The organism is Paenibacillus sp. Aloe-11 (assembly GCF_000245715.1).
GTDB lineage: Bacteria > Bacillota > Bacilli > Paenibacillales > Paenibacillaceae > Paenibacillus > Paenibacillus kribbensis.
In genome coordinates this window covers 736,140-754,812 of sequence record NZ_JH601056.1, presented here as the reverse complement: position 1 = coordinate 754,812, position 18,673 = coordinate 736,140, and the positions used below count along the sequence as shown (strand labels likewise).

Annotated in this window: 17 protein-coding genes and 1 pseudogene; all 18 read left to right on the top strand. The window is 45.0% G+C overall.

Going from position 1 to position 18,673, the window contains the following annotated elements; genetic code table 11:
• Positions 1-7: 7 nt before the first annotated feature.
• Positions 8-655, top strand: a complete 648-nt coding sequence (locus WG8_RS16910) for a response regulator transcription factor (protein WP_039774269.1) — start codon at positions 8-10, stop codon at positions 653-655.
• Between the two features lie 204 nt (positions 656-859).
• On the top strand, positions 860-2,059 hold the full coding sequence (locus WG8_RS16905; protein ID WP_007431440.1) for a nitrate/nitrite transporter: 1,200 nt from the start codon (positions 860-862) through the stop codon (positions 2,057-2,059).
• Between the two features lie 62 nt (positions 2,060-2,121).
• Positions 2,122-3,141, top strand: a complete 1,020-nt coding sequence (locus tag WG8_RS16900; protein WP_007431439.1) for a ThiF family adenylyltransferase — start codon at positions 2,122-2,124, stop codon at positions 3,139-3,141.
• Between the two features lie 89 nt (positions 3,142-3,230).
• Positions 3,231-3,674: a molybdenum cofactor biosynthesis protein MoaE gene (locus tag WG8_RS16895; protein WP_007431438.1), complete on the top strand. Its 444-nt coding sequence runs from the start codon at positions 3,231-3,233 to the stop codon at positions 3,672-3,674.
• A complete protein-coding gene (gene moaD, locus WG8_RS16890; RefSeq protein WP_007431437.1) occupies positions 3,667-3,900 on the top strand; it encodes a molybdopterin converting factor subunit 1 in 234 nt (77 codons plus the stop codon). Before WG8_RS16895 ends, moaD begins: the two co-directional genes overlap by 8 nt.
• Positions 3,901-3,937: 37 nt before the next feature.
• Complete coding sequence (gene moaA / locus WG8_RS16885; RefSeq protein WP_007431436.1) at positions 3,938-4,954, top strand: GTP 3',8-cyclase MoaA; 1,017 nt, start codon at positions 3,938-3,940, stop codon at positions 4,952-4,954.
• 591 nt (positions 4,955-5,545) lie between these two features.
• Complete coding sequence (licT, locus tag WG8_RS16880) at positions 5,546-6,379, top strand: BglG family transcription antiterminator LicT (RefSeq protein ID WP_007431435.1); 834 nt, start codon at positions 5,546-5,548, stop codon at positions 6,377-6,379.
• A gap of 110 nt (positions 6,380-6,489) precedes the next feature.
• Positions 6,490-8,403 carry a beta-glucoside-specific PTS transporter subunit IIABC gene (locus WG8_RS16875; RefSeq protein WP_007431434.1) on the top strand — a complete coding sequence of 638 codons (1,914 nt, stop codon included), beginning with the start codon at positions 6,490-6,492 and terminating at the stop codon, positions 8,401-8,403.
• A gap of 108 nt (positions 8,404-8,511) precedes the next feature.
• Positions 8,512-9,969 (top strand): glycoside hydrolase family 1 protein, encoded by a 1,458-nt coding sequence (locus WG8_RS16870; protein WP_007431433.1) that lies wholly within the window; start codon positions 8,512-8,514, stop codon positions 9,967-9,969.
• Positions 9,970-10,012: 43 nt separating this feature from the next.
• Positions 10,013-10,237 (top strand): annotated as a pseudogene (locus WG8_RS16865) (family 1 glycosylhydrolase); the annotation flags it as partial.
• Positions 10,238-10,415: 178 nt separating this feature from the next.
• Positions 10,416-10,589 carry a hypothetical protein gene (locus WG8_RS27165; protein WP_007431431.1) on the top strand — a complete coding sequence of 58 codons (174 nt, stop codon included), beginning with the start codon at positions 10,416-10,418 and terminating at the stop codon, positions 10,587-10,589.
• 184 nt (positions 10,590-10,773) lie between these two features.
• Positions 10,774-11,736 (top strand): helix-turn-helix domain-containing protein, encoded by a 963-nt coding sequence (locus WG8_RS16860; protein WP_043891140.1) that lies wholly within the window; start codon positions 10,774-10,776, stop codon positions 11,734-11,736.
• 109 nt (positions 11,737-11,845) lie between these two features.
• The gene (locus tag WG8_RS16855) at positions 11,846-13,063 is read left to right on the top strand and encodes an MFS transporter (RefSeq protein ID WP_007431429.1); all 1,218 of its coding nucleotides are present in this window, start codon (positions 11,846-11,848) and stop codon (positions 13,061-13,063) included.
• A 338-nt stretch (positions 13,064-13,401) separates the two neighbouring features.
• Positions 13,402-14,412, top strand: coding sequence for an ABC transporter permease (locus WG8_RS16850; protein WP_007431428.1), 1,011 nt, complete (start codon positions 13,402-13,404; stop codon positions 14,410-14,412).
• A gap of 35 nt (positions 14,413-14,447) precedes the next feature.
• Positions 14,448-15,356 carry an ABC transporter permease gene (locus WG8_RS16845; RefSeq protein ID WP_007431427.1) on the top strand — a complete coding sequence of 303 codons (909 nt, stop codon included), beginning with the start codon at positions 14,448-14,450 and terminating at the stop codon, positions 15,354-15,356.
• A 33-nt stretch (positions 15,357-15,389) separates the two neighbouring features.
• Positions 15,390-16,982, top strand: coding sequence for an ABC transporter substrate-binding protein (locus tag WG8_RS16840; protein ID WP_007431426.1), 1,593 nt, complete (start codon positions 15,390-15,392; stop codon positions 16,980-16,982).
• Between the two features lie 140 nt (positions 16,983-17,122).
• Complete coding sequence (locus WG8_RS16835) at positions 17,123-18,394, top strand: M20 family metallopeptidase (RefSeq protein ID WP_007431425.1); 1,272 nt, start codon at positions 17,123-17,125, stop codon at positions 18,392-18,394.
• 13 nt (positions 18,395-18,407) lie between these two features.
• A partial coding sequence (locus WG8_RS28665) for a DUF1177 family protein (protein WP_007431424.1) occupies positions 18,408-18,673 on the top strand: 266 nt, incomplete at its 3' end.

Here is an 18,673-nt window from a genome sequence, read left to right as displayed (position 1 = left end):
AGACTTGATCAAAATTGTGTTAGCAGATGACCATGCGATTGTACGAAGCGGTTTTTCCATGATTCTCAACTTCCAATCGGATATGGAGGTTGTTGGAACGGCTGCAGACGGAATTGAAGCGTACACAATGGTAGCTAAATGTAAGCCGGATATTCTAATCATGGACCTCAGCATGCCGCCAGGCGAAAGTGGATTGATCGCTACAGGCAAGATTAAGGAGGACCATCCTGATACTAAAATTCTGATTCTGACCATGCATGACGATGAAGAATATCTGTTTCATATTTTGAAGAGTGGCGCTTCGGGATATGTTTTGAAAAATGCACCAGATGAGGAGCTATTGCTTGCCATACGAACCATTCATGGGGGCGGAACTTATATCCATCCTAAAATGGCCACTTCTCTCGTTCGTGAGTTCATCAAGAAAGATACAACATCACAAACAGAAGATCCGTTTGAGATCCTGACCAAGCGGGAACTGGAGATTCTCCCTTTGGTCGCAAAGGGATATGGTAACAAGGAAGTTGCTGAAAAGCTGTTCATCTCAGTCAAGACGGTGGAAGCGAACAAAGCCAAAATCATGGAGAAGCTGAACTTAAGAAGTCGGCCTGAGCTGGTCCAATATGCATTAAAGAAAAAAATGCTGGATTTTTAAACCAATGAAATGAACGTTTTGTGAAAAAAATCTCTTGAATAAACGAAGTCGTTTCTAGTAGAAGCGGCTTTTTTTATTTTCAGGGACTCCCCTGTTAGGGAAAGGGGAGTCCCCTATATTCGTTAAGAGCAGCTAGCGGCTACAATGGGGACAGAAATTTAAAACAATAATTCGACAGAAAAAACGTTGGAAAAGGTGAGTTAAATGATTAGAAAGTTGCAGTTGCCGCTACAAACAATGAACTTGCTCCTTGGATTTAGTGTATGGGTTATCATTTCTTCCCTCATGCCGTTCATTACCGAGGATATTGCTATTCCACCTGGAAAATTGGCCATGGTCACGGCGATTCCGGTCGTGCTTGGTTCGATTCTGCGCATTCCATTGGGCTATTATGCCAACATTTTCGGAGCTAGAATCGTTTTCCTCGTCAGCTTTATTTTACTTTTGTTTCCGGTTTACTATATCAGTGAAGCTTCCACGATGATGGATTTAATTATCGGTGGATTGTTCCTTGGGATTGGCGGAGCGGTGTTCTCGGTTGGGGTGACTTCGCTGCCCAAGTATTATCCGAAGGAAAAGCATGGCTTTGTCAACGGGATATATGGTGTGGGGAACCTGGGAACAGCAGTAACTACCTTCTCCGCTCCAATTGTAGCGACGCAGGTAGGATGGGCACTTGCAGTCAAGCTGTACCTTATTTTGTTGCTTGTTTTTATCGTTTTGAATTTCTTCTTTGGGGACCGTCATGAAACTAAAGTAAAAACACCGATTATGGAGCAGATCAAAGGGGTTTACAAAAATGAAAAGCTTTGGTTTTTCTCGCTCTTTTATTTTATTACGTTTGGTTCATTTGTAGCGTTCACGGTGTACTTGCCGAATTTCCTGGTATCGAATTTTGAACTGACTAAAGTGGATGCAGGGATGCGTACAGCAGGCTTCATCGCGATTGCGACATTCTTCCGCCCCGTCGGTGGCTGGCTGGCGGATCGGTTTCAGCCTCTGTTCCTGCTGGTAGGTACGTTTGCCGTTTATACGGTCGCTGCGATTCTTTTGGCTTTTTCACCAGGGATCACCCTTTATACTGTAGGCTGCTTGGCTATCGCTGTATGTGCGGGAGTCGGGAACGGTGTCATTTTCAAGCTGGTTCCATTCTATTTTAATAAGCAGGCAGGCATAGTGAACGGTATTGTATCCATGATGGGCGGCCTCGGTGGCTTTTTCCCTCCGATCCTGTTATCGTCGATTCATGCCGCAACTGGCCAATACTCCATTGGATTCATGCTGCTCTCCCAAGTGGCGCTGGCTAGCCTGATCCTTGTCATGTGGCTGTATTATCAAGCACGCTTAGCGATCGATTCGGCGGGGCAAGGCAACTTTAAAAAACAAAAAGAAATCCAAAAGTAACCGAAAGACACCAGAAAAAAATTGAGAATGACGATCATTCTTCAACGTAGGGGGACATTGTGATGAATGAGCGTTATTCAAGACAGATCTTGTTTAGACCCATCGGCGGTGAAGGACAGCGCAATCTGTCCGCAGCTGTCGTCACCATTATTGGTTGCGGGGCGTTGGGTTCCGCCATTGCCGAAGCACTGGTTAGGGCTGGCGTTGGAGAGCTTCACCTTGTTGATCGTGATTATGTGGAGCTATCGAATCTGCAACGTCAGCAGCTGTTCACGGAACAGGATGCTGCGGAAATGCTACCCAAGGTCATGGCTGCCGAAAAAAGGCTGAAGGCCATACGAGAAGATGTACGTTTGTACACATATCTCGACAACCTGGATGCCGAGCTTGTTCAAGAGCTTGCTGGCAAAAGCACATTGTTGATGGATGCTACGGACAATTTTGAAACCCGTCTACTTATAAACGATGCCGCACTGAAGACCGGAATTCCATGGATTTACGGAGCCTGTGTTGGAAGCACAGGCGTCGTTTTTCCTTTCGTTCCGGGCGAGTCAGCCTGTTTTCGCTGCCTTCTGCCATCATTGCCGGCGATCAATCAGACCTGCGATACGGCTGGAATTATTTCGCCCGCAGTCCAGGTGACAGCCGCTCTCCAATGTGCAGAAGCCATGAAGTGGCTGACCGGTAGACGTGATAAAATGCGCCGCAAGGTTCATCTATTTGATCTATGGGAGAACACACAGATGGACATAGGGATTTCCCGCATCCGTAACCAGGATTGTCCAACCTGTGGAGAACACCCTGCATTTCCTGCACTGACTGCACCACGCCGCTCGGCGTATGCTGCGCTGTGTGGACGGGATGTTGTGCAGGTTCTTCCGGACCCTAATCGTCCGATTACACTCGATGATGCCGAGAAAATGGGTAGACTTATGGCCGAAAATGTAAAAAGAACCCCATATTTCGTTGAATTTTATGCCTTTAAGCATCGAATGATTTTATTCAAAAACGGAAGGCTTCTCATTCACGGTATTGGAAGTATTGCCAAAGGTCAAAAGCTATATCATCAGTTGTTCGGCTGAGCATAAGAATGTAGATATAAGAGGCAGAAGTTATTAGATAGAGTTTGTCATCATAGAGTGGTTTGCACGGTGGCTGGAAGGTGGAAAAGATGAGTGTTTTTGAAATCGTGACTGAGCCTATTGTTCCGCAGACTTATGCGGATTATGTCCTAAGGCCGGAAGCGGGAGCGGTGACCATGTTTACAGGGCACGTCCGGGAGTGGACCGAAGGTGTGCGAACCTTATACCTCGCTTATGAGGCCTATGTACCTATGGCTCAAAAAAAGCTCGCGGAAATTGGTCGCGAAATCGAAGAAAAATGGATAGGGACCAAAGTGGCCATTGCACACCGGATTGGCGAGCTTCAAATCGGTGATATTGCCGTTGTCATCGCTGTTTCTTCACCACATCGCTCGGATGCGTATGAGGCGAATGAATATGCGATCGAACGAATCAAAGAAATAGTCCCCATATGGAAACAAGAGATTTGGGAAGATGGAACGCAGTGGATCGGAAATCAGAGGAAAAAGCCGAAGGAGATCATTTATGATTAAGCTGTACTATTTTGCAGGACTCCGTGAGGTGACGGGAAAAGCTGAAGAAATGGCAGATTTGGCAGGCCAAACTGTAGGCGACTTATACAATTGGATAACAGATCAATATCCAGCTGTGCCAATCAGTTCTGTACGAATTGCCTTAAACGAGGAGTATGCGTTGTCCACGGATGTGGTGCAGGATGGAGACGTTGTAGCCTTTATTCCGCCAGTCAGCGGCGGCTAATGATAACGATGCTAAACAACCAGAAAGGAGGGGGCGTATGAATTTTCATCCACTGAAAGACATGTTGCAGCGGCCGATACGTGACCTGCGTATATCAGTTACGGACCGCTGCAATTTCCGCTGCTCCTATTGCATGCCCAAAGAAATTTTCGGTGACGATTACGCCTTTCTTCCCCAAAATGAATGTCTGTCGTTTGAAGAGATCTATCGGCTGACGAAGCTCTTTGTATCCCTGGGTGTAAAAAAAATCCGCCTCACGGGCGGCGAACCATTAATGCGCAGGAATCTACCCGACCTGGTCTCCCAAATCCTGTCCATTGACGGAGTGGAAGATGTCGGCCTGACCACCAACGGTGTGCTGCTGGGACAGCAGGCTAAGCCTCTCTATGACGCGGGACTACGACGGCTTAATGTCAGTCTGGATGCTCTGGACCCCGAGCTGTTTGGGCGGTTGAATGGGCGGGGGATTAAGCCTGATGTTATTTTGAAGCAGATCAAATATGCAAGAGAAATCGGCTTTGAAATCAAGATCAATATGGTAGTCCAAAAAGGCGTGAATGACTCGGAGATTTTGCCGATGGCTGCTTATTTTAAGGAGCAGGGAATAACCCTTCGCTTTATCGAGTTTATGGATGTAGGGAATGACAACGGATGGAGCTTTAAAAGGGTACTGACAAAAAAGGAAATATTTGAACGACTTAAGAATATGTACGAGTTGGAGCCGGTGGATCAGGATTATTTTGGAGAAGTAGCAAAGCGTTATCGTTATAAAGACAGCGATGCACAGCTTGGCTTTATTACTTCGGTTTCTGAATCGTTTTGTTCGTCCTGCACACGTGCCCGCTTATCGTGCGATGGCAAGTTTTATACGTGCTTGTTTGCTTCAGGTGGATTCGATCTACGCCAGATGCTTCGTAATGGAGCGAATGACCAGGAACTACTTGATGTGATTACTTCAGTGTGGGAACAACGCACAGACCGGTATTCCGATGAACGTACTGAACAGACAGCAAAAAATAGAAAAAAGATTAACATGTCCTACATTGGCGGCTAACATTTTATACCAGAAAAAATGTGCCGTTTTAGTTGTGATCGTCCCAGAAAAGAAAGCGCAAACATTTTTGTTGGCAAAGCTTAAATTAAGTGTTATTATGATCTTGGGATTGTTACTGAAAAGGCAAAACCCGAGGCATGGAATTCATATTTCCATGTGTTGGGTTTTGCCTTTTCTTATAGAATACTAAGCTTTGCGATATCCTGCACGATATGAATATTTGGCCCAGCCATAACGCAGAAAGGTGAGTGATGTTGAGCCTTACAAGTGCTAAGCAACAAAGATGATGACGTCGACCAACGAAGCGACAGCTGAGAAATGATGCAGGACGTGGTTAACCGACTAATATCCATTTTTTCAATACCGGAATATCAGATCGGTTTGGGAGCACTCAAGATCATTCATGGAAAACGTAAGGCTTTTGTCTCTTGGTATGAATGCGTTTTCATAACATGGAGTTGTAAATCGTCACCTTTCCATTTTGGTTTACGACGAAGGTTTGATCGGCTATTACCGTCTTGTGACCTATCTGAAATTTCGCCCAGCATCTAAATCCTTTTTTTAATGATTGTGGGATAAGGGGGCAGTAAGATGATCATAACGAAGATATTTAATAATAACGCCATAATAGCCAAAGATTCAAAAAGGGATGAATTTGTTGTTATGGGCCGCGGTATTGCATTCAAAAAGAGTGCAGGAGAGCAAGTAGAAGAGCATTTAATCGAAAAGGTGTTCGTGCTTAAACAAAAAGATGCTTCAGAGAAATTTAAATTATTGTTAGAGGATGTTCCTACAGAATATGTTTCGTTATGTTATGACATCATTGAATATGGAAAAAGTATATTAGAAGCACAATTGAGCGATTATATATATGTGTCGCTTACGGATCACATGAACAATGCATTTAAAATGTTTGATGAAGGGCTTAAAAATACAAATCCGTTAATTTGGGAAATCAAAAAATTTTATCCCAAAGAATTCGGGGTTGGATTAAAAGCACTGGACTTTATTGAAGATGAGACGGGCAAACGATTGTCAGAAGATGAAGCAGGTAATATAGCTCTTCATTTGATCAATGCTCAAGTAAACAGCTCCTACAATAAGGTAGCAGATGTTGCACAGCAAACTCAAAAAATACAGGATATCTTGAATATTATTAAATACTCTTATAACACTACCCTGGATGAACACTCGATCGGTTATGAGCGATTTGTTACACATTTAAGATTCTTCTTTCAGCGATTAAATAAAAAAGAAAAAACAGAACTGGAAGACGATTTTCTGTGGAGACAAGTGAAAGCAAAGTATAAAAAGGCCCACGGCTGCATGCTGAAGATCGAGAAATACTTGAATACGGTATTGTCGGATGAGGAAAAGCTGTATATCACGATTCATATTCAGCGGCTGACCCAAAGACAAAATTAAATAACACTTGGATTGTTACTGGTAATGCAGGCGAAACCAACCTAGATCGAATTCGATCTGTTTGGTTTCGCCTTTTTATAAATACCAATACAGCTAAAGGGGAACTTACGATGAAGTATGAGACATTAGCAAAAGACATCATCCAAAATGTCGGCGGCAAAGAAAATGTGAATAGTCTAACTCATTGTATTACACGTTTGCGTTTCAAACTAAAAGATGAAAGTAAAGCCAATACAGAGGTTTTGAAAAATATGGATGGGGTTGTCACGGTAGTAAAAAGCGGTGGACAATACCAGGTTGTTATAGGCAACCATGTACCTGAGGTGTATGCAGATGTGGCCGCTATAGGCGGTTTCCAGGCAGGTTCTTCGGAAGAAGTATCTGATGAAAAGGTGAGCTTGTTTAATAAATTTATCGATACCATTTCAGGGGTATTTACACCAACGCTTGGTGTTCTGAGTGCCACAGGTATGATTAAGGGATTTACTGCCTTATTTGTAGCTTTGGGCTGGCTCACCAACACATCAGGTACTTATCAAATTCTCAATGCTTTAGGAGATTGCTTATTTTACTTTTTCCCTATTTTCCTGGGATACACGTCGGCTAAAAAGTTCAATGCCAATATTTTTATAGGCATGGCCATCGGGGCATCGCTTGTTTATCCAACATTTAGCGCGATAACAGCAACGGGCAAACCGCTATACACTTTATTTAGCGGTACTATATTTGAGTCACCAGTATATATCACCTTCTTAGGTATTCCAGTAATTCTGATGAGCTATGCGTCAACCGTTCTTCCGATTATCATATCCACCTATGTAGGCTCAAAAATAGAAAATTTCTTTAAAAGGGTAATTCCTAGTGTAGTAAGAACATTTTTGGTTCCATTTTTCACCTTGTTAGTTATTGTACCATTAGCACTGATTGTGATTGGACCTCTCTCGACATGGGCAGGTCAATTGCTGGGGGCAGGAACTCTCTTTGTGTATAACTTAAGTCCGATTATTGAAGGTATTCTCATGGGTGCTTTCTGGCAAGTATTTGTTATCTTCGGATTACATTGGGGAGTTGTCCCTATCGCACTTAACAATCTGGCAGTGCTCAAATTCGATACGATCCTTGCTGCGACGCTTGGAGCTTCCTTTGCTCAGACAGGCGTAGTGCTGGCGATTTTGTTTAAAACCAAAAATGTAAAGCTGAGATCACTTTCTATTCCAGCTATCATCTCGGGGATTTTTGGTGTTACAGAGCCCGCGATTTACGGGATTACATTACCGCGTAAGAAACCGTTTATTTTAAGCTGTATAGCGGCTGCAGTTGGTGGCGGTATTATAGGGGCGATGGGAACCAAAGGGTATATCCTTGGTGGCTTGGGTATTTTCGCTATTCCAAGCTATATCAGTCCGGCAGGAATAGACACCGGATTTTATGGAGCAGTTATTGGTATCCTGGTAAGCTTTGTGTTAGGCTTCTTGCTTATGTTCTTTAGCGGATTTAAAGATGATGAAGTGAAAGAGGCTAAACAGGAAGTTAGCACAACAGGGGCAGCTAAAGGAGAAGTTTTAGTAAAACAAGAGACGGTTATTAGCCCGTTAAAGGGTGAAGTGAAGCCTTTATCTGAAGTAACCGACGAAGCCTTCTCGACAGGTGCTCTTGGTAAAGGAGTTGCCATTGAGCCTTCCGAAGGCAAGGTTGTTGCACCAGTAGATGGCGTATTAACCTCATTATTTTCGTCAGGCCATGCGATCGGAATTACAAGTGATCACGGTGTTGAGGTCCTTATCCATGTAGGCAAGGATACGGTCAAATTAAAAGGCCAACATTTTTATCCTAAAGTAAAACAGGGGGATGCTGTTAAAAAAGGACAGCTGCTCATGGAGTTTGATATGGAGGCTATTAAAGAGGCAGGTTATGTTTTGACCACACCTGTTATCGTTGCCAATACGGCGAATTATCTGGATGTCATTGAAACCGAGAAAAAGTCGATTGAGTATCAAGAGGACCTGTTGACCGTCGTGGTCTGATCCTAATATATGGAAAGGGCTTTCTGATCATGTGCTTAGGCTTCCAACGGGCTTTTGTACGAAGCCGGAGGGAGCCTGGGCAACAAAAAACTGAGGAGGAATTAAATCATGAAAAATACAACGCCTATGGAATTTCCGCAAGGATTTTTATGGGGAGGGGCAACGGCTGCCAACCAATTTGAAGGTGGGTATAATGAAGAAGGTAAAGGATTAAGCACCGCTGATGTGATAACAGCCGGAACCCATACAACCTCACGAAGAATTACACCTGTACTGGAAGAAGGAGTGAACTATCCGAGTCACGAGGCGATTGACTTTTTCCACCGCTATCAAGAGGATATCCGCTTATTTGCGGAAATGGGATTCAAGGTTTTTAGAATGTCCATTGCGTGGTCAAGAATATTTCCTAACGGAGATGATGCGGAGCCGAATGAGCAAGGCCTTCAGTTCTATGATCGTGTATTTGCAGAATTGAAAAAGTACAATATTGAGCCTTTGGTTACGATCTCCCATTATGAAGCACCGTTTCATTTAACCCAAAAATATAATGGCTGGTCAGATCGCAGAGTCGTAGATTTTTATGTGAGATATTGTGAAGTGCTTTTTAACAGATACAAAGATGTCGTGAAATACTGGTTAACCTTTAATGAAATCAATATTTTAACCTTGTCCTTTGGCGCGTTCATGGCTGGAGCTATGATGCCGGAGGGGAATGGAGAGCTTGCCCATGCTACAGTAAAGGATGAGCAGGTCCTGTATCAAGCTTTGCATCATCAATTTATTGCTAGTGCCAAGGCAGTAAAGCTGGGGCATGAAATCAACAAGGACTTTAAAATCGGCTGTATGATTGCTTATATGTGTTCCTATCCGCTTACATGTCACCCTGATGATGTGCTGTTGGCCCAGCAAAAGGATAACATGAGTAATTTCCTATGCTCAGATGTTCAAGTCAGAGGAGCTTATCCGGGATTTGCCAAGCGTTATTTTAGAGATCATAACATTCAGATCAACATGCAAGAAGAGGATGAGAACATCTTAAAAGAAGGTCGTGTAGATTTCTATACTTTCAGTTATTATTCGTCTACTTGTGTCAGTGCCGATCCCAACCAGGAGAAGGTGGGAGGAAATTTATCCATGGGCTTAAAGAATCCACATTTGAAAGCAAGCGCCTGGGATTGGCAGATTGATCCACAGGGATTAAGATGGTCTCTCAATAACATTTATAACCGATATGAAATCCCGTTAATGGTTGTTGAAAATGGTCTTGGCGCCGTGGATACAGTGGAAGAAGACGGCTCCATTAACGATGATTATCGCATTGATTATCTGAAGCAACACATTGAGCAGATGAAAGAGGCCATTGCTGATGGAGTGGAATTAATAGGATATACTCCGTGGGGATGTATTGATCTGGTAAGCGCAGGAACCGGGGAAATGAAAAAGCGTTATGGCTTCATTTATGTCGATAAGGATAATGAAGGCAACGGTACACTTGCCAGATCCAGAAAGAAGAGCTTTTATTGGTATAAGAACGTGATAGAAACAAATGGAGAGCAGTTGGATTAAAAAAATATATACAGCCAGCGCGTGCCGACCCCAAATCGGTACGCGCTTGAAAGAGGCAATTCAAGATGGCGTGGATCTCATCGGTTATACGTGGTGGGGGCCGTTTGACATCGTTTCCTGCGGGTCGTCGGAAATGTCCAAACGGTACGGTTTTATCTACGTAGATTTGGACGAATTCGGTAAGGGTACAATGAATCGATACCGGAAAGATTCATTCTATTTTTATCAAAAAGTGATTGCTTCCAATGGTGAATATTTAAGTTATTAAGGTTTCTTATATATCCTTTGTTTTCAATCTTTTGGGCTCCTGAACATTCAGGAGCTTTTTTGTTGCCTATAGTCATTAATGGTCTTTATTGTATGTTCATTTTCAAAGTAGCATGTGTAAAAGGTGGAGGAGAACATCAGTAACTGGGTGTTTATTTGTTATTAGAGCAAGCAATCTATTGAATGCAGAAAAGTATCTGGAAAACGGAGTAGGCGGAATGGTGCTGTACAAGCGAAGCGGTCGCTTTTGTCCCCGGATTTCTACCGATAAAAGAATTTATTCCAGAAATCCGGGGGCGGTGGCGATGGGAAGCACCATCCGACTGCGCAGTGGCTCAATAGGTAACTTTTAAGTGACGCTTACTAAATAGTCCGAACGGAAGGGAACGGCTTTTGTATATGAGCAGATTAAGGAAAATCAACGGTTTCGAATTACTCCAATAAGTCTGGTCAAATCGTGCATATTCAGCTATGATTATTGATAATGATTCTCATTTGTGGGATTGGATTGAATGAATACATTTGAGGTGAATGCTTGTGATATCAAATTCATTATCATTAATCTACCAGCGCTATTTGGAAAAAACTCCGTTTAAGCAACAGAATGAACATACCTATATGATTTTACCGGAAGCGGGTCATGGACAGATTAACCGGTATACAACATACAGCGGAATTGAAATTGTGTATTCGCACATTCAATATTACGAGCCGTATCCGATCCAGTTTGCCTCCAGCGGGCAAATGATTGAGCTTCAATTCGCGCTTTCCGGTCAACGCCATGTCCATGTAGGCAGTGTGGATTATATACTTCCGATCGGACGGGGGGCACTTATTTTTTTGCAGGATTTTAAAGCGCATTTTCATCCCCCGGTTCGTGAGCCATACACATCATTTGCACTTGGCATCCCTGTCTCATTGTTTAATTATGCGGCCTCGCAGCTGATGGCTCGTCAGCAGGCAGCCATTGAATTTAATCAAATTATTAAGGGAGCTGCTTTTCATCATTTTAGTTTTGAACTGGATCACAGAAGCAAAGTGATGATTGAGCATTTGATAAAAGATCTGAAAAGTGTGCATAGATCCCCTTTATTAATGGAGGCAGCGGCATTAGAGATATTCAACAGGTATATGATTCAATTATTTGATTTAACCCCCATACCTGAAGGGTTGTCCAAAGAAGATGTCAGAAAGCTGCACCTGGTCCGGCAAATCCTTGAATCCAGCATGATTGATCCTCCCTCACTAATCGCATTATCCAGAAAAGTTGGCCTTAACGACTTTAAATTAAAAAAAGGATTCAAAGCGTGCTTTGGGACTACTGTATTTGAATATTTGCGCCAGATTCGTCTGGATTACGCGATGAAGCTGCTACGAAGTCAAGAAAGCAATGTGACAGAAGCTGCGATGGCTGTAGGATATAGCAATGTGAGTGCATTTTCGGAGCAATTTTTCCGTGAATACGGAGTGAAGCCGTCGGCAATAAAGAAAGTATTTTAAAATTAAAATCCGTTTAACCGCAGATTCATCCGTGTACAGGTAGTGGGCTTGTGATATGCCCCTTATACTTCTGCATAAAGAGATATTGAATGCAGAGGAGTGCATGAGGATGAATAGAATCAAAGGGAGTATCTTTTTCAGTGTATTTGTGGCCATGCTAGGGCTAATGCTCATTGCTCCGATTATGCCACCCCTTATTCGTGAGTTGGGTTTAAGAGAAAGCCATTCCGGATTAATTATATCGCTTGGTTCCATAACGATGGCCTTAATAGCTCCAGTATGGGGAAATCTGAGTGATGCAAAGGGACGCAAGCCTGTGATCCTGCTTGGTTTCATAGGGATGTGTGTAAGCTGCTTGCTGTTTACGCTTACTCTTTTTGGTGGATTACATGGATGGCTCAATGGTGGACTGCTTTTAGTTCTGCTGATTGTTACACGCGGCTTGATAGGAGGCTTTATCCCGGCGGTGCTGTCATCGTCTCAAGCCTATATGGGGGACGTAACGGAGGGAGAAGAGCGCGGGAGTGGTATGGCTATTATTAGTGCAGCTAATGGGCTTGGGCTGGTATTTGGCCCCGCGATTGCAGGTGCCTTTACTTTAATAGGGCTGCTATGGCCCTTATATTTTGGAATTGTCATTGCCGCTGTTGCATTCGTGGTGTCTCTGCTGGCGATTCCGGCTGCCAAACCCGTTATTCAGCAAAAACTAGCTCGGATTAACCCTTTCCAGCCTGGCCTAAGAATATATTTGCTTGCAGGCTTGGTTACGATGATTAGCATTGTGACTATTCAGGTTATAGGTGGTTTTTATTTTCAAGATCAATTGGGTCTTACATCCGAAGAAACGGCAAGAGTAGTTTCTTTTGGGCTCATGTTTTCCGGGGCAGCGATGCTGATTGTGCAGATTATCCAGATGAAATGGCTTAAATGGCAGCCGAAGCCGATGATTTTGCTTGGTTCTCTGTTCCTGATTACTGGCATGGGATTATTTCTGATTTCAACCAGCTTGGCCGTTTACTATGCAGCGTTCTTTATGTTTGGTATAGGTACAGGCTTGCTGATGCCCGGATTTATGGCCGGTGCCTCTCTTTCGGTCAGTAAGGAACAGCAAGGGGGAGCCGCAGGTCTGGTAGCAGCGGTACAGGGAATTTCCGCGATCATTGCTCCTATTTTGACGACCACCCTGTATCGGGTAGACAAATATATTCCCTTTGTGCTTATAGCGGTTTTGGTAGCTGCTATGGCTATCATGATGTTGGGGGTAAGAAAAGGAAAAGGGACAATAAGCTATAAGAAGTATCAGGAAAATCAACAGGAAGTGGAATGAGGAGAGAATTAAGTATATAAGAGTTTGACTATTTCATATTTGATAAAGGCCCTTTGTCCTGTTGGATGAGGGTCTTTGTGCATTTTATATACAATCATATGAAAATGCTATACTGCTTTACTGTAATGTTGTCATGTTTTTTGATTTTTTTCATTAATACATAACATTTAAATAACATGATGAGTTGCTTTAGTGCGCAAACGACAAAAATCGCCACTATTTTTAGCTGTTCAGGACGTGGAACCTAGCTCTCCTCCTTAGTACAATTATTCAAAATAACAACTAGTGAGAAGAAACGTGACAGGAAGAAAGGGATTAAGAGCAAAGGGGGACAGGCTGTGGCCGTTTACACACTACGTAGATTGATTCAAATGATTCCGGCACTGCTTGGTATTGTCGTCATCACATTCATGATCTCGAGAGTGCTTCCGGGTGATCCTGCCGTGATGCTTGCGGGGGAACAGGCTACACCTGAGACGATTGAAAATATTCGCAGCAGCATGGGGCTGGATCAGCCCAAGTACATTCAATTCTTTCATTATGTAGTTGGATTGTTCCACGGTGATCTGGGCCAGGCTTACCACACCGGGCAATCGGTGGCAAGTGACTTTGCTACCCGGTTTCCGGCAACCATCGAGCTGGCATTGGCGAGTTTGATCATTGCCGTCCTGGTGGCGATCCCGATTGGCATTCTGGCGGCGACCCGCAAAGAATCGATTGTTGACCACATTTCACGTGTGTTTTCCTTAATCGGTGCATGCATGCCTATCTTCTGGATCGGACTGTTGTTCATTTATATTTTTTATGCCAAATGGGGGATAGCTCCAGCGCCAATGGGCCGGATTAGTGGAGACATCAATCCTCCCACGCACATTACAGGGTTTTATGTGCTCGATAGCTTGATGACGGGAGATTTTGTAGCTCTAAAAAGCAGCCTGTCCCATCTGCTTCTGCCTGCAATCTGTCTCAGCACCGGCACCATGGCGATTGTGGCACGGATGATGCGTTCCAGCATGCTGGAGGTTATCGGCCAGGATTTTGTCCGTACAGCCAGAGCCAAGGGCTTGCGTGAGGGGATTGTCATTTACAAGCACGCCCTCATTAATGCTTTTATTCCAACGCTTACCGTACTTGGTTTGCAGGTTGGGTACCTGATTGGTGGGGCGGTTATTACCGAAACGATCTTTACCTGGCCAGGGGTGGGCAGCTATGTGACGGATTCCATTTTGGCGGCTGATTATGCACCGATACAAGCCTTTACCCTGGTAAGTGCGCTGATTTACAGCTTTATCAACCTCGGAGTTGATCTGATTTACGGATTAATTGACCCACGTATCCGGTACGAATGATGACATGAAGCACGAAAAGTAGGGGAGGTACTCGGATGAGCACTGCAAGTGATTTGGCGGCAAAAGCGGCTGTGCCTCAGCCCAACACAGCCGCTATACCGAAAAGAAAGACCTTTTGGCGTTTGTTGTTTGGCAACAAGCTCGCTTTAATCGGCTTTATCTTTATTGTGGGATGGACGCTCGTCGCCATCCTCTCATCATGGATCGTTCCACATGATCCTTATGTAACCGACCCGGCGAACAAGCTGTTGCCGCCAAGTGCGGAGCATTGGTTTGGAACTGATAATTACGGACGTGACATTCTCAGCCGTGTGATTTACGGGGCGAGAATCAGTATTTGGACAGGGATGATCGCCGTGTCGATCTCGTTCATTATCGGCGTACCGCTTGGAGCAGTCGCCGGGTTCTATGGCGGTCGAATGGGCAGTCTTATTATGCGCTGTATGGATATCCTGCTTGCTTTCCCTTCGCTGGTGCTCGCCATGGCAATTGCCGCAGCCATGGGACCAGGACTGATGAGTGCACTCATCGCTGTGGGTATTGTGGGTATCCCCGAATTCGCCAGACTGATTCACGGACAAACCATCTCTCTGCGGGAGAAGGAGTTTGTGGAGGCCAGCCGGGCGATCGGTGTAACGAACGGAACGATCTTGTTTCGACACATTCTGCCGAATGCACTTGCTCCGCTGCTTGTGAGTGCAACCCTTGGAATGGGCTTCGCCATTCTGACCTCTGCCAGTCTTAGCTTCCTGGGACTTGGTGTCAAACCCCCGATTGCTGAGTGGGGAGCGATGATTTCAGAAGGGCGGGCGTATATCATTTCCGGTGAGTGGTGGATTGTAACCTTCCCGGGTCTTGGAATTGCGACAGCTATTTTGGGCTTCAATTTGCTTGGAGACGGTTTGCGGGATGTTCTTGATCCTAGACTGCGCTCTAGCAAATAAAATAATAGATCATCAAAGGGGAGAACGTAAGCCATGTTGAAAAAAAGTCTTTCTCTAATTGTCGTCTTGTCTACGTTGCTTTGGACGGCAGGCTGCGCAAGCAATGCCAATAGCCCATCCGCTTTATCCGGTGAGAAAGGCGCAGAAGCTTCAGCCCCGCCCAAGGCGATTACGCTTGCCTACTCGGAGGGAGGGTCGACCATGGACCCTGCTGAAGCAAGTGATCTTACATCCGATACACTTGTGCTTGCGCTCTATGACCAGCTTGTCACCTACGGCAAGAAGTCTACGGACAGCGGCGAAGTCGCAGATACGGAGACAATCAAGCCCATGCTGGCTGAGAAATGGGACGTTTCCGCTGATAACATGATCTATACAATGCATCTGCGTAAAGACGTTAAATTCCATAGCGGCAACCCGCTGACCGCCAACTCGGTGTTGTATTCCTTTGAGCGGCTCAAAAATTCCGATTCCGGCAGCTTTCTTTACGGCATGAGCTCTATCAAAACCGCTACTGCACCGGATGAGCACACCGTTGTCATTACCTTGTCCCAGCCTAATCATATGTTCCTGCAAATTCTGTCCTTGTACAACTTCTCTATCGTGGATGACGTGCTTGTCAAAGAAAAGGGCGATGGCGACTTTTTGAAAACAAATGCAGCAGGCTCTGGTCCGTTCAAGCTTGAAAAATGGGACCCGGCGACAGAAGCCGTCTTTAATGCCAATTCCAGCTACTGGCAAGGTGCGCCAAGTCTGAGCAAAGTCACGATGAAGTTTACCAAGGAAGCCTCCAATCGTGTACTCCTGCTGGATAAAGGCGATGTCGACATGGCCATTGAAATTCCTGCCAAGGACGTAGCGAAGCTGGAAAGCAATTCCGAGTTGAAGGTTCAATCCAACGCAAGTAACCGGATTTTGTATTTTGCCATGAACAACAAAATAAAGCCTTTTAATAACCCAAAAGTTCGTCAGGCAATCTCTTATGCTATTCCTTATGACCAATTAATCAATGATGTCATGTACGGTCAAGCGAAGCAAATGAAGAGTTCCGTAGCGAGCAACACGCCGGGCTACACTGATGCAGGCTACAGCTATAAGCATGATCTGAACAAAGCAAAACAATTGCTAGCTGAAGCAGGCTACCCGAATGGCTTTAGCTTTGATTTGACCCTGGGCTCCGGCTTCCAGGACTGGGCGGATGATGCCGTGTTGATTCAAGCTGAACTTGCCAAAATCGGTGTAAAGATGAACGTTGTCAACGTTGCTCGTGCACAATTTCTTGAACAACAAAGAGAAGGCAACCTGACATCATACATCTCCAAATGGACCTCCTTCGTCAATGACCCAGGCTACCATCTTGGCTTCCTGATGTACAGCGGCGGTTCCTCGAACTATGTGCATTACGCCAATCCGGAAGTGGATAAGCTGTGGGAGCAAGCAGGCAAAGAGCAGGATGGAAATAAACGAAAAGAGCTGTATGGCAAAGCGCAAGAGCTTATCAATCAAGATTCCCCTTGGGCGTACCTGTATGAATACAATCGGGTTGTCGGCATGAGCAAGAACATCACAGGATATGTGTACTACCCGGATGAAGTTATTCGATTCTATTCATTGAAAAAAGAGTAGGTTGCTCATCTTACCTGGATGCCTTCGGTTGACTACAGCCGAAGGCTATCATTTTACATCTGAAGTAGACTGCTATTTCGGGGTGGGAGCTGTAGATGACTACACTACATGGAATAAAAAAGTGAAGGAGATGGAATAAAATGACAGACTGGAAGACGCTAGTTCTTGATGAAATAGATAAACGGCAGGATGAGCTGCTTGAGCTTTGCTCGCGGTTGATTCAGTTTCCTTCGGAAAATCCTCCAGGCGATTCACGTGAAATCAGCCAGTTTATTATGGACTACCTTAAAGAAGCGGGGATTGAAACAACTGTACATGAATCCGGGCCGAATATGTGGAATCTCATTTCCGATTATGGCACTGCAACAACGGATGGAAAAAAGCTGATTTTCTGTGGGCATACCGACGTTGTGCCAGCAGGGGATCTTACCCGCTGGGATTTTGATCCGTTCTGCGGCGAAATTCGTGACGGCTATCTGCTTGGCCGCGGCGCTTCGGATATGAAAGCCGGACTGGCTGGACTGATATTTACCGTTGCGCTGTTTTCCAAGCTTGGCGTACCGCTCGAAGGGGCATTGTCGCTGCTTGTAGTTCCAGACGAAGAAACCGGGGGACATCTTGGTGTACCTTGGGTGCTGGAAAGAAAACTGATTGAAGGAACGGCTGCTGTGATCGCAGAGCCTTCGGGCCCGCAAAACCCGACCATCGGGCAAAAAGGAAGCTGCTGGTTTGAATTTACCGTTGAGGGTACGCCAGGTCACGGCAGTTTGCAGCCGATCGCAGGTGAAAGTGCTATTTTGAAGGCGGCCAGAGGGATTGAAGCTCTGCAGCAACTGTGGGACATCAAGCCGGATATTCCGGAGGAAGTCCAAGAAATTATTGAAATCTCCAAACGTTATGCAAGCGAACGGGAAAACCCGAGCTATGGACAAGCGTTTGATCATGTAACAGTGAACATTGGTACGATTCAGGGGGGCACCAAAGTCAATGTGGTTGCCGACCGTTGCACAGTACAAGTGGACTCCCGTGTTCCATTTGGCGTAGATTACCGGGATGTACTGGCAAAAGCGAAGGAATTGCTTGCAAGTGTAGGTATTGATGCTGAACCCAAACAATTCGGATTTTATGGCAATGCCAACTGGACGCCGCCCACCGAACCGATTGTGCATGAGCTCGTAGAATCTATCGCTGAGGTCAGTGGCAAAGAGGCCTATGGTGTACTGCAATGGGCAACCAGCGATGCACGTGCGTTCCGCAAATACAACATCCCGGTATTGCAATACGGGCCTGCCGAACTGCGGACCATTCATAATTTTAATGAAAAGGCTCCGGTATGGCAGATCATTCAATCTGCGAAGGTATACGCTTTGACGGCGCTTAAATATCTGAAAACAACACAAAAAGAAGCATAAGGGGATCTGCAGCATGATGAAGCAAGTCTATGAAGTATATGAACTTTTGGATAGCCCGTCTGCCAGTGGGGCAGAAGTCAAAGCTTACCTGGAGCAGCTGGGTCAAGCGGAGATCACGGTCTCAACCGTAGAAGGCGATAAGGGCTCTACGGATTTTATTAAAATCGTCATTGCCGGGAAAAACGGCCGCATTCAGGGAGGGAATTCTCCAACTCTGGGCGTAGTTGGCCGCCTTGGCGGGCTTGGAGCCAGACCGGAAATGATCGGATTTGTATCCGA

Bases quoted from the DNA above. Each gene is read 5' to 3' on its own strand.
- WG8_RS16905 (WP_007431440.1), top strand. From the start codon at position 860: ATGATTAGAAAGTTGCAGTTGCCGCTACAAACAATGAACTTGCTCCTT.
- WG8_RS16900 (WP_007431439.1), top strand. From the start codon at position 2,122: ATGAATGAGCGTTATTCAAGACAGATCTTGTTTAGACCCATCGGCGGT.
- WG8_RS16895 (WP_007431438.1), top strand. From the start codon at position 3,231: ATGAGTGTTTTTGAAATCGTGACTGAGCCTATTGTTCCGCAGACTTAT.
- moaD (WP_007431437.1), top strand. From the start codon at position 3,667: ATGATTAAGCTGTACTATTTTGCAGGACTCCGTGAGGTGACGGGAAAA.
- moaA (WP_007431436.1), top strand. From the start codon at position 3,938: ATGAATTTTCATCCACTGAAAGACATGTTGCAGCGGCCGATACGTGAC.
- licT (WP_007431435.1), top strand. From the start codon at position 5,546: ATGATCATAACGAAGATATTTAATAATAACGCCATAATAGCCAAAGAT.
- WG8_RS16875 (WP_007431434.1), top strand. From the start codon at position 6,490: ATGAAGTATGAGACATTAGCAAAAGACATCATCCAAAATGTCGGCGGC.
- WG8_RS16870 (WP_007431433.1), top strand. From the start codon at position 8,512: ATGAAAAATACAACGCCTATGGAATTTCCGCAAGGATTTTTATGGGGA.
- WG8_RS16855 (WP_007431429.1), top strand. From the start codon at position 11,846: ATGAATAGAATCAAAGGGAGTATCTTTTTCAGTGTATTTGTGGCCATG.
- WG8_RS16845 (WP_007431427.1), top strand. From the start codon at position 14,448: ATGAGCACTGCAAGTGATTTGGCGGCAAAAGCGGCTGTGCCTCAGCCC.
- WG8_RS16840 (WP_007431426.1), top strand. From the start codon at position 15,390: ATGTTGAAAAAAAGTCTTTCTCTAATTGTCGTCTTGTCTACGTTGCTT.
- WG8_RS16835 (WP_007431425.1), top strand. From the start codon at position 17,123: ATGACAGACTGGAAGACGCTAGTTCTTGATGAAATAGATAAACGGCAG.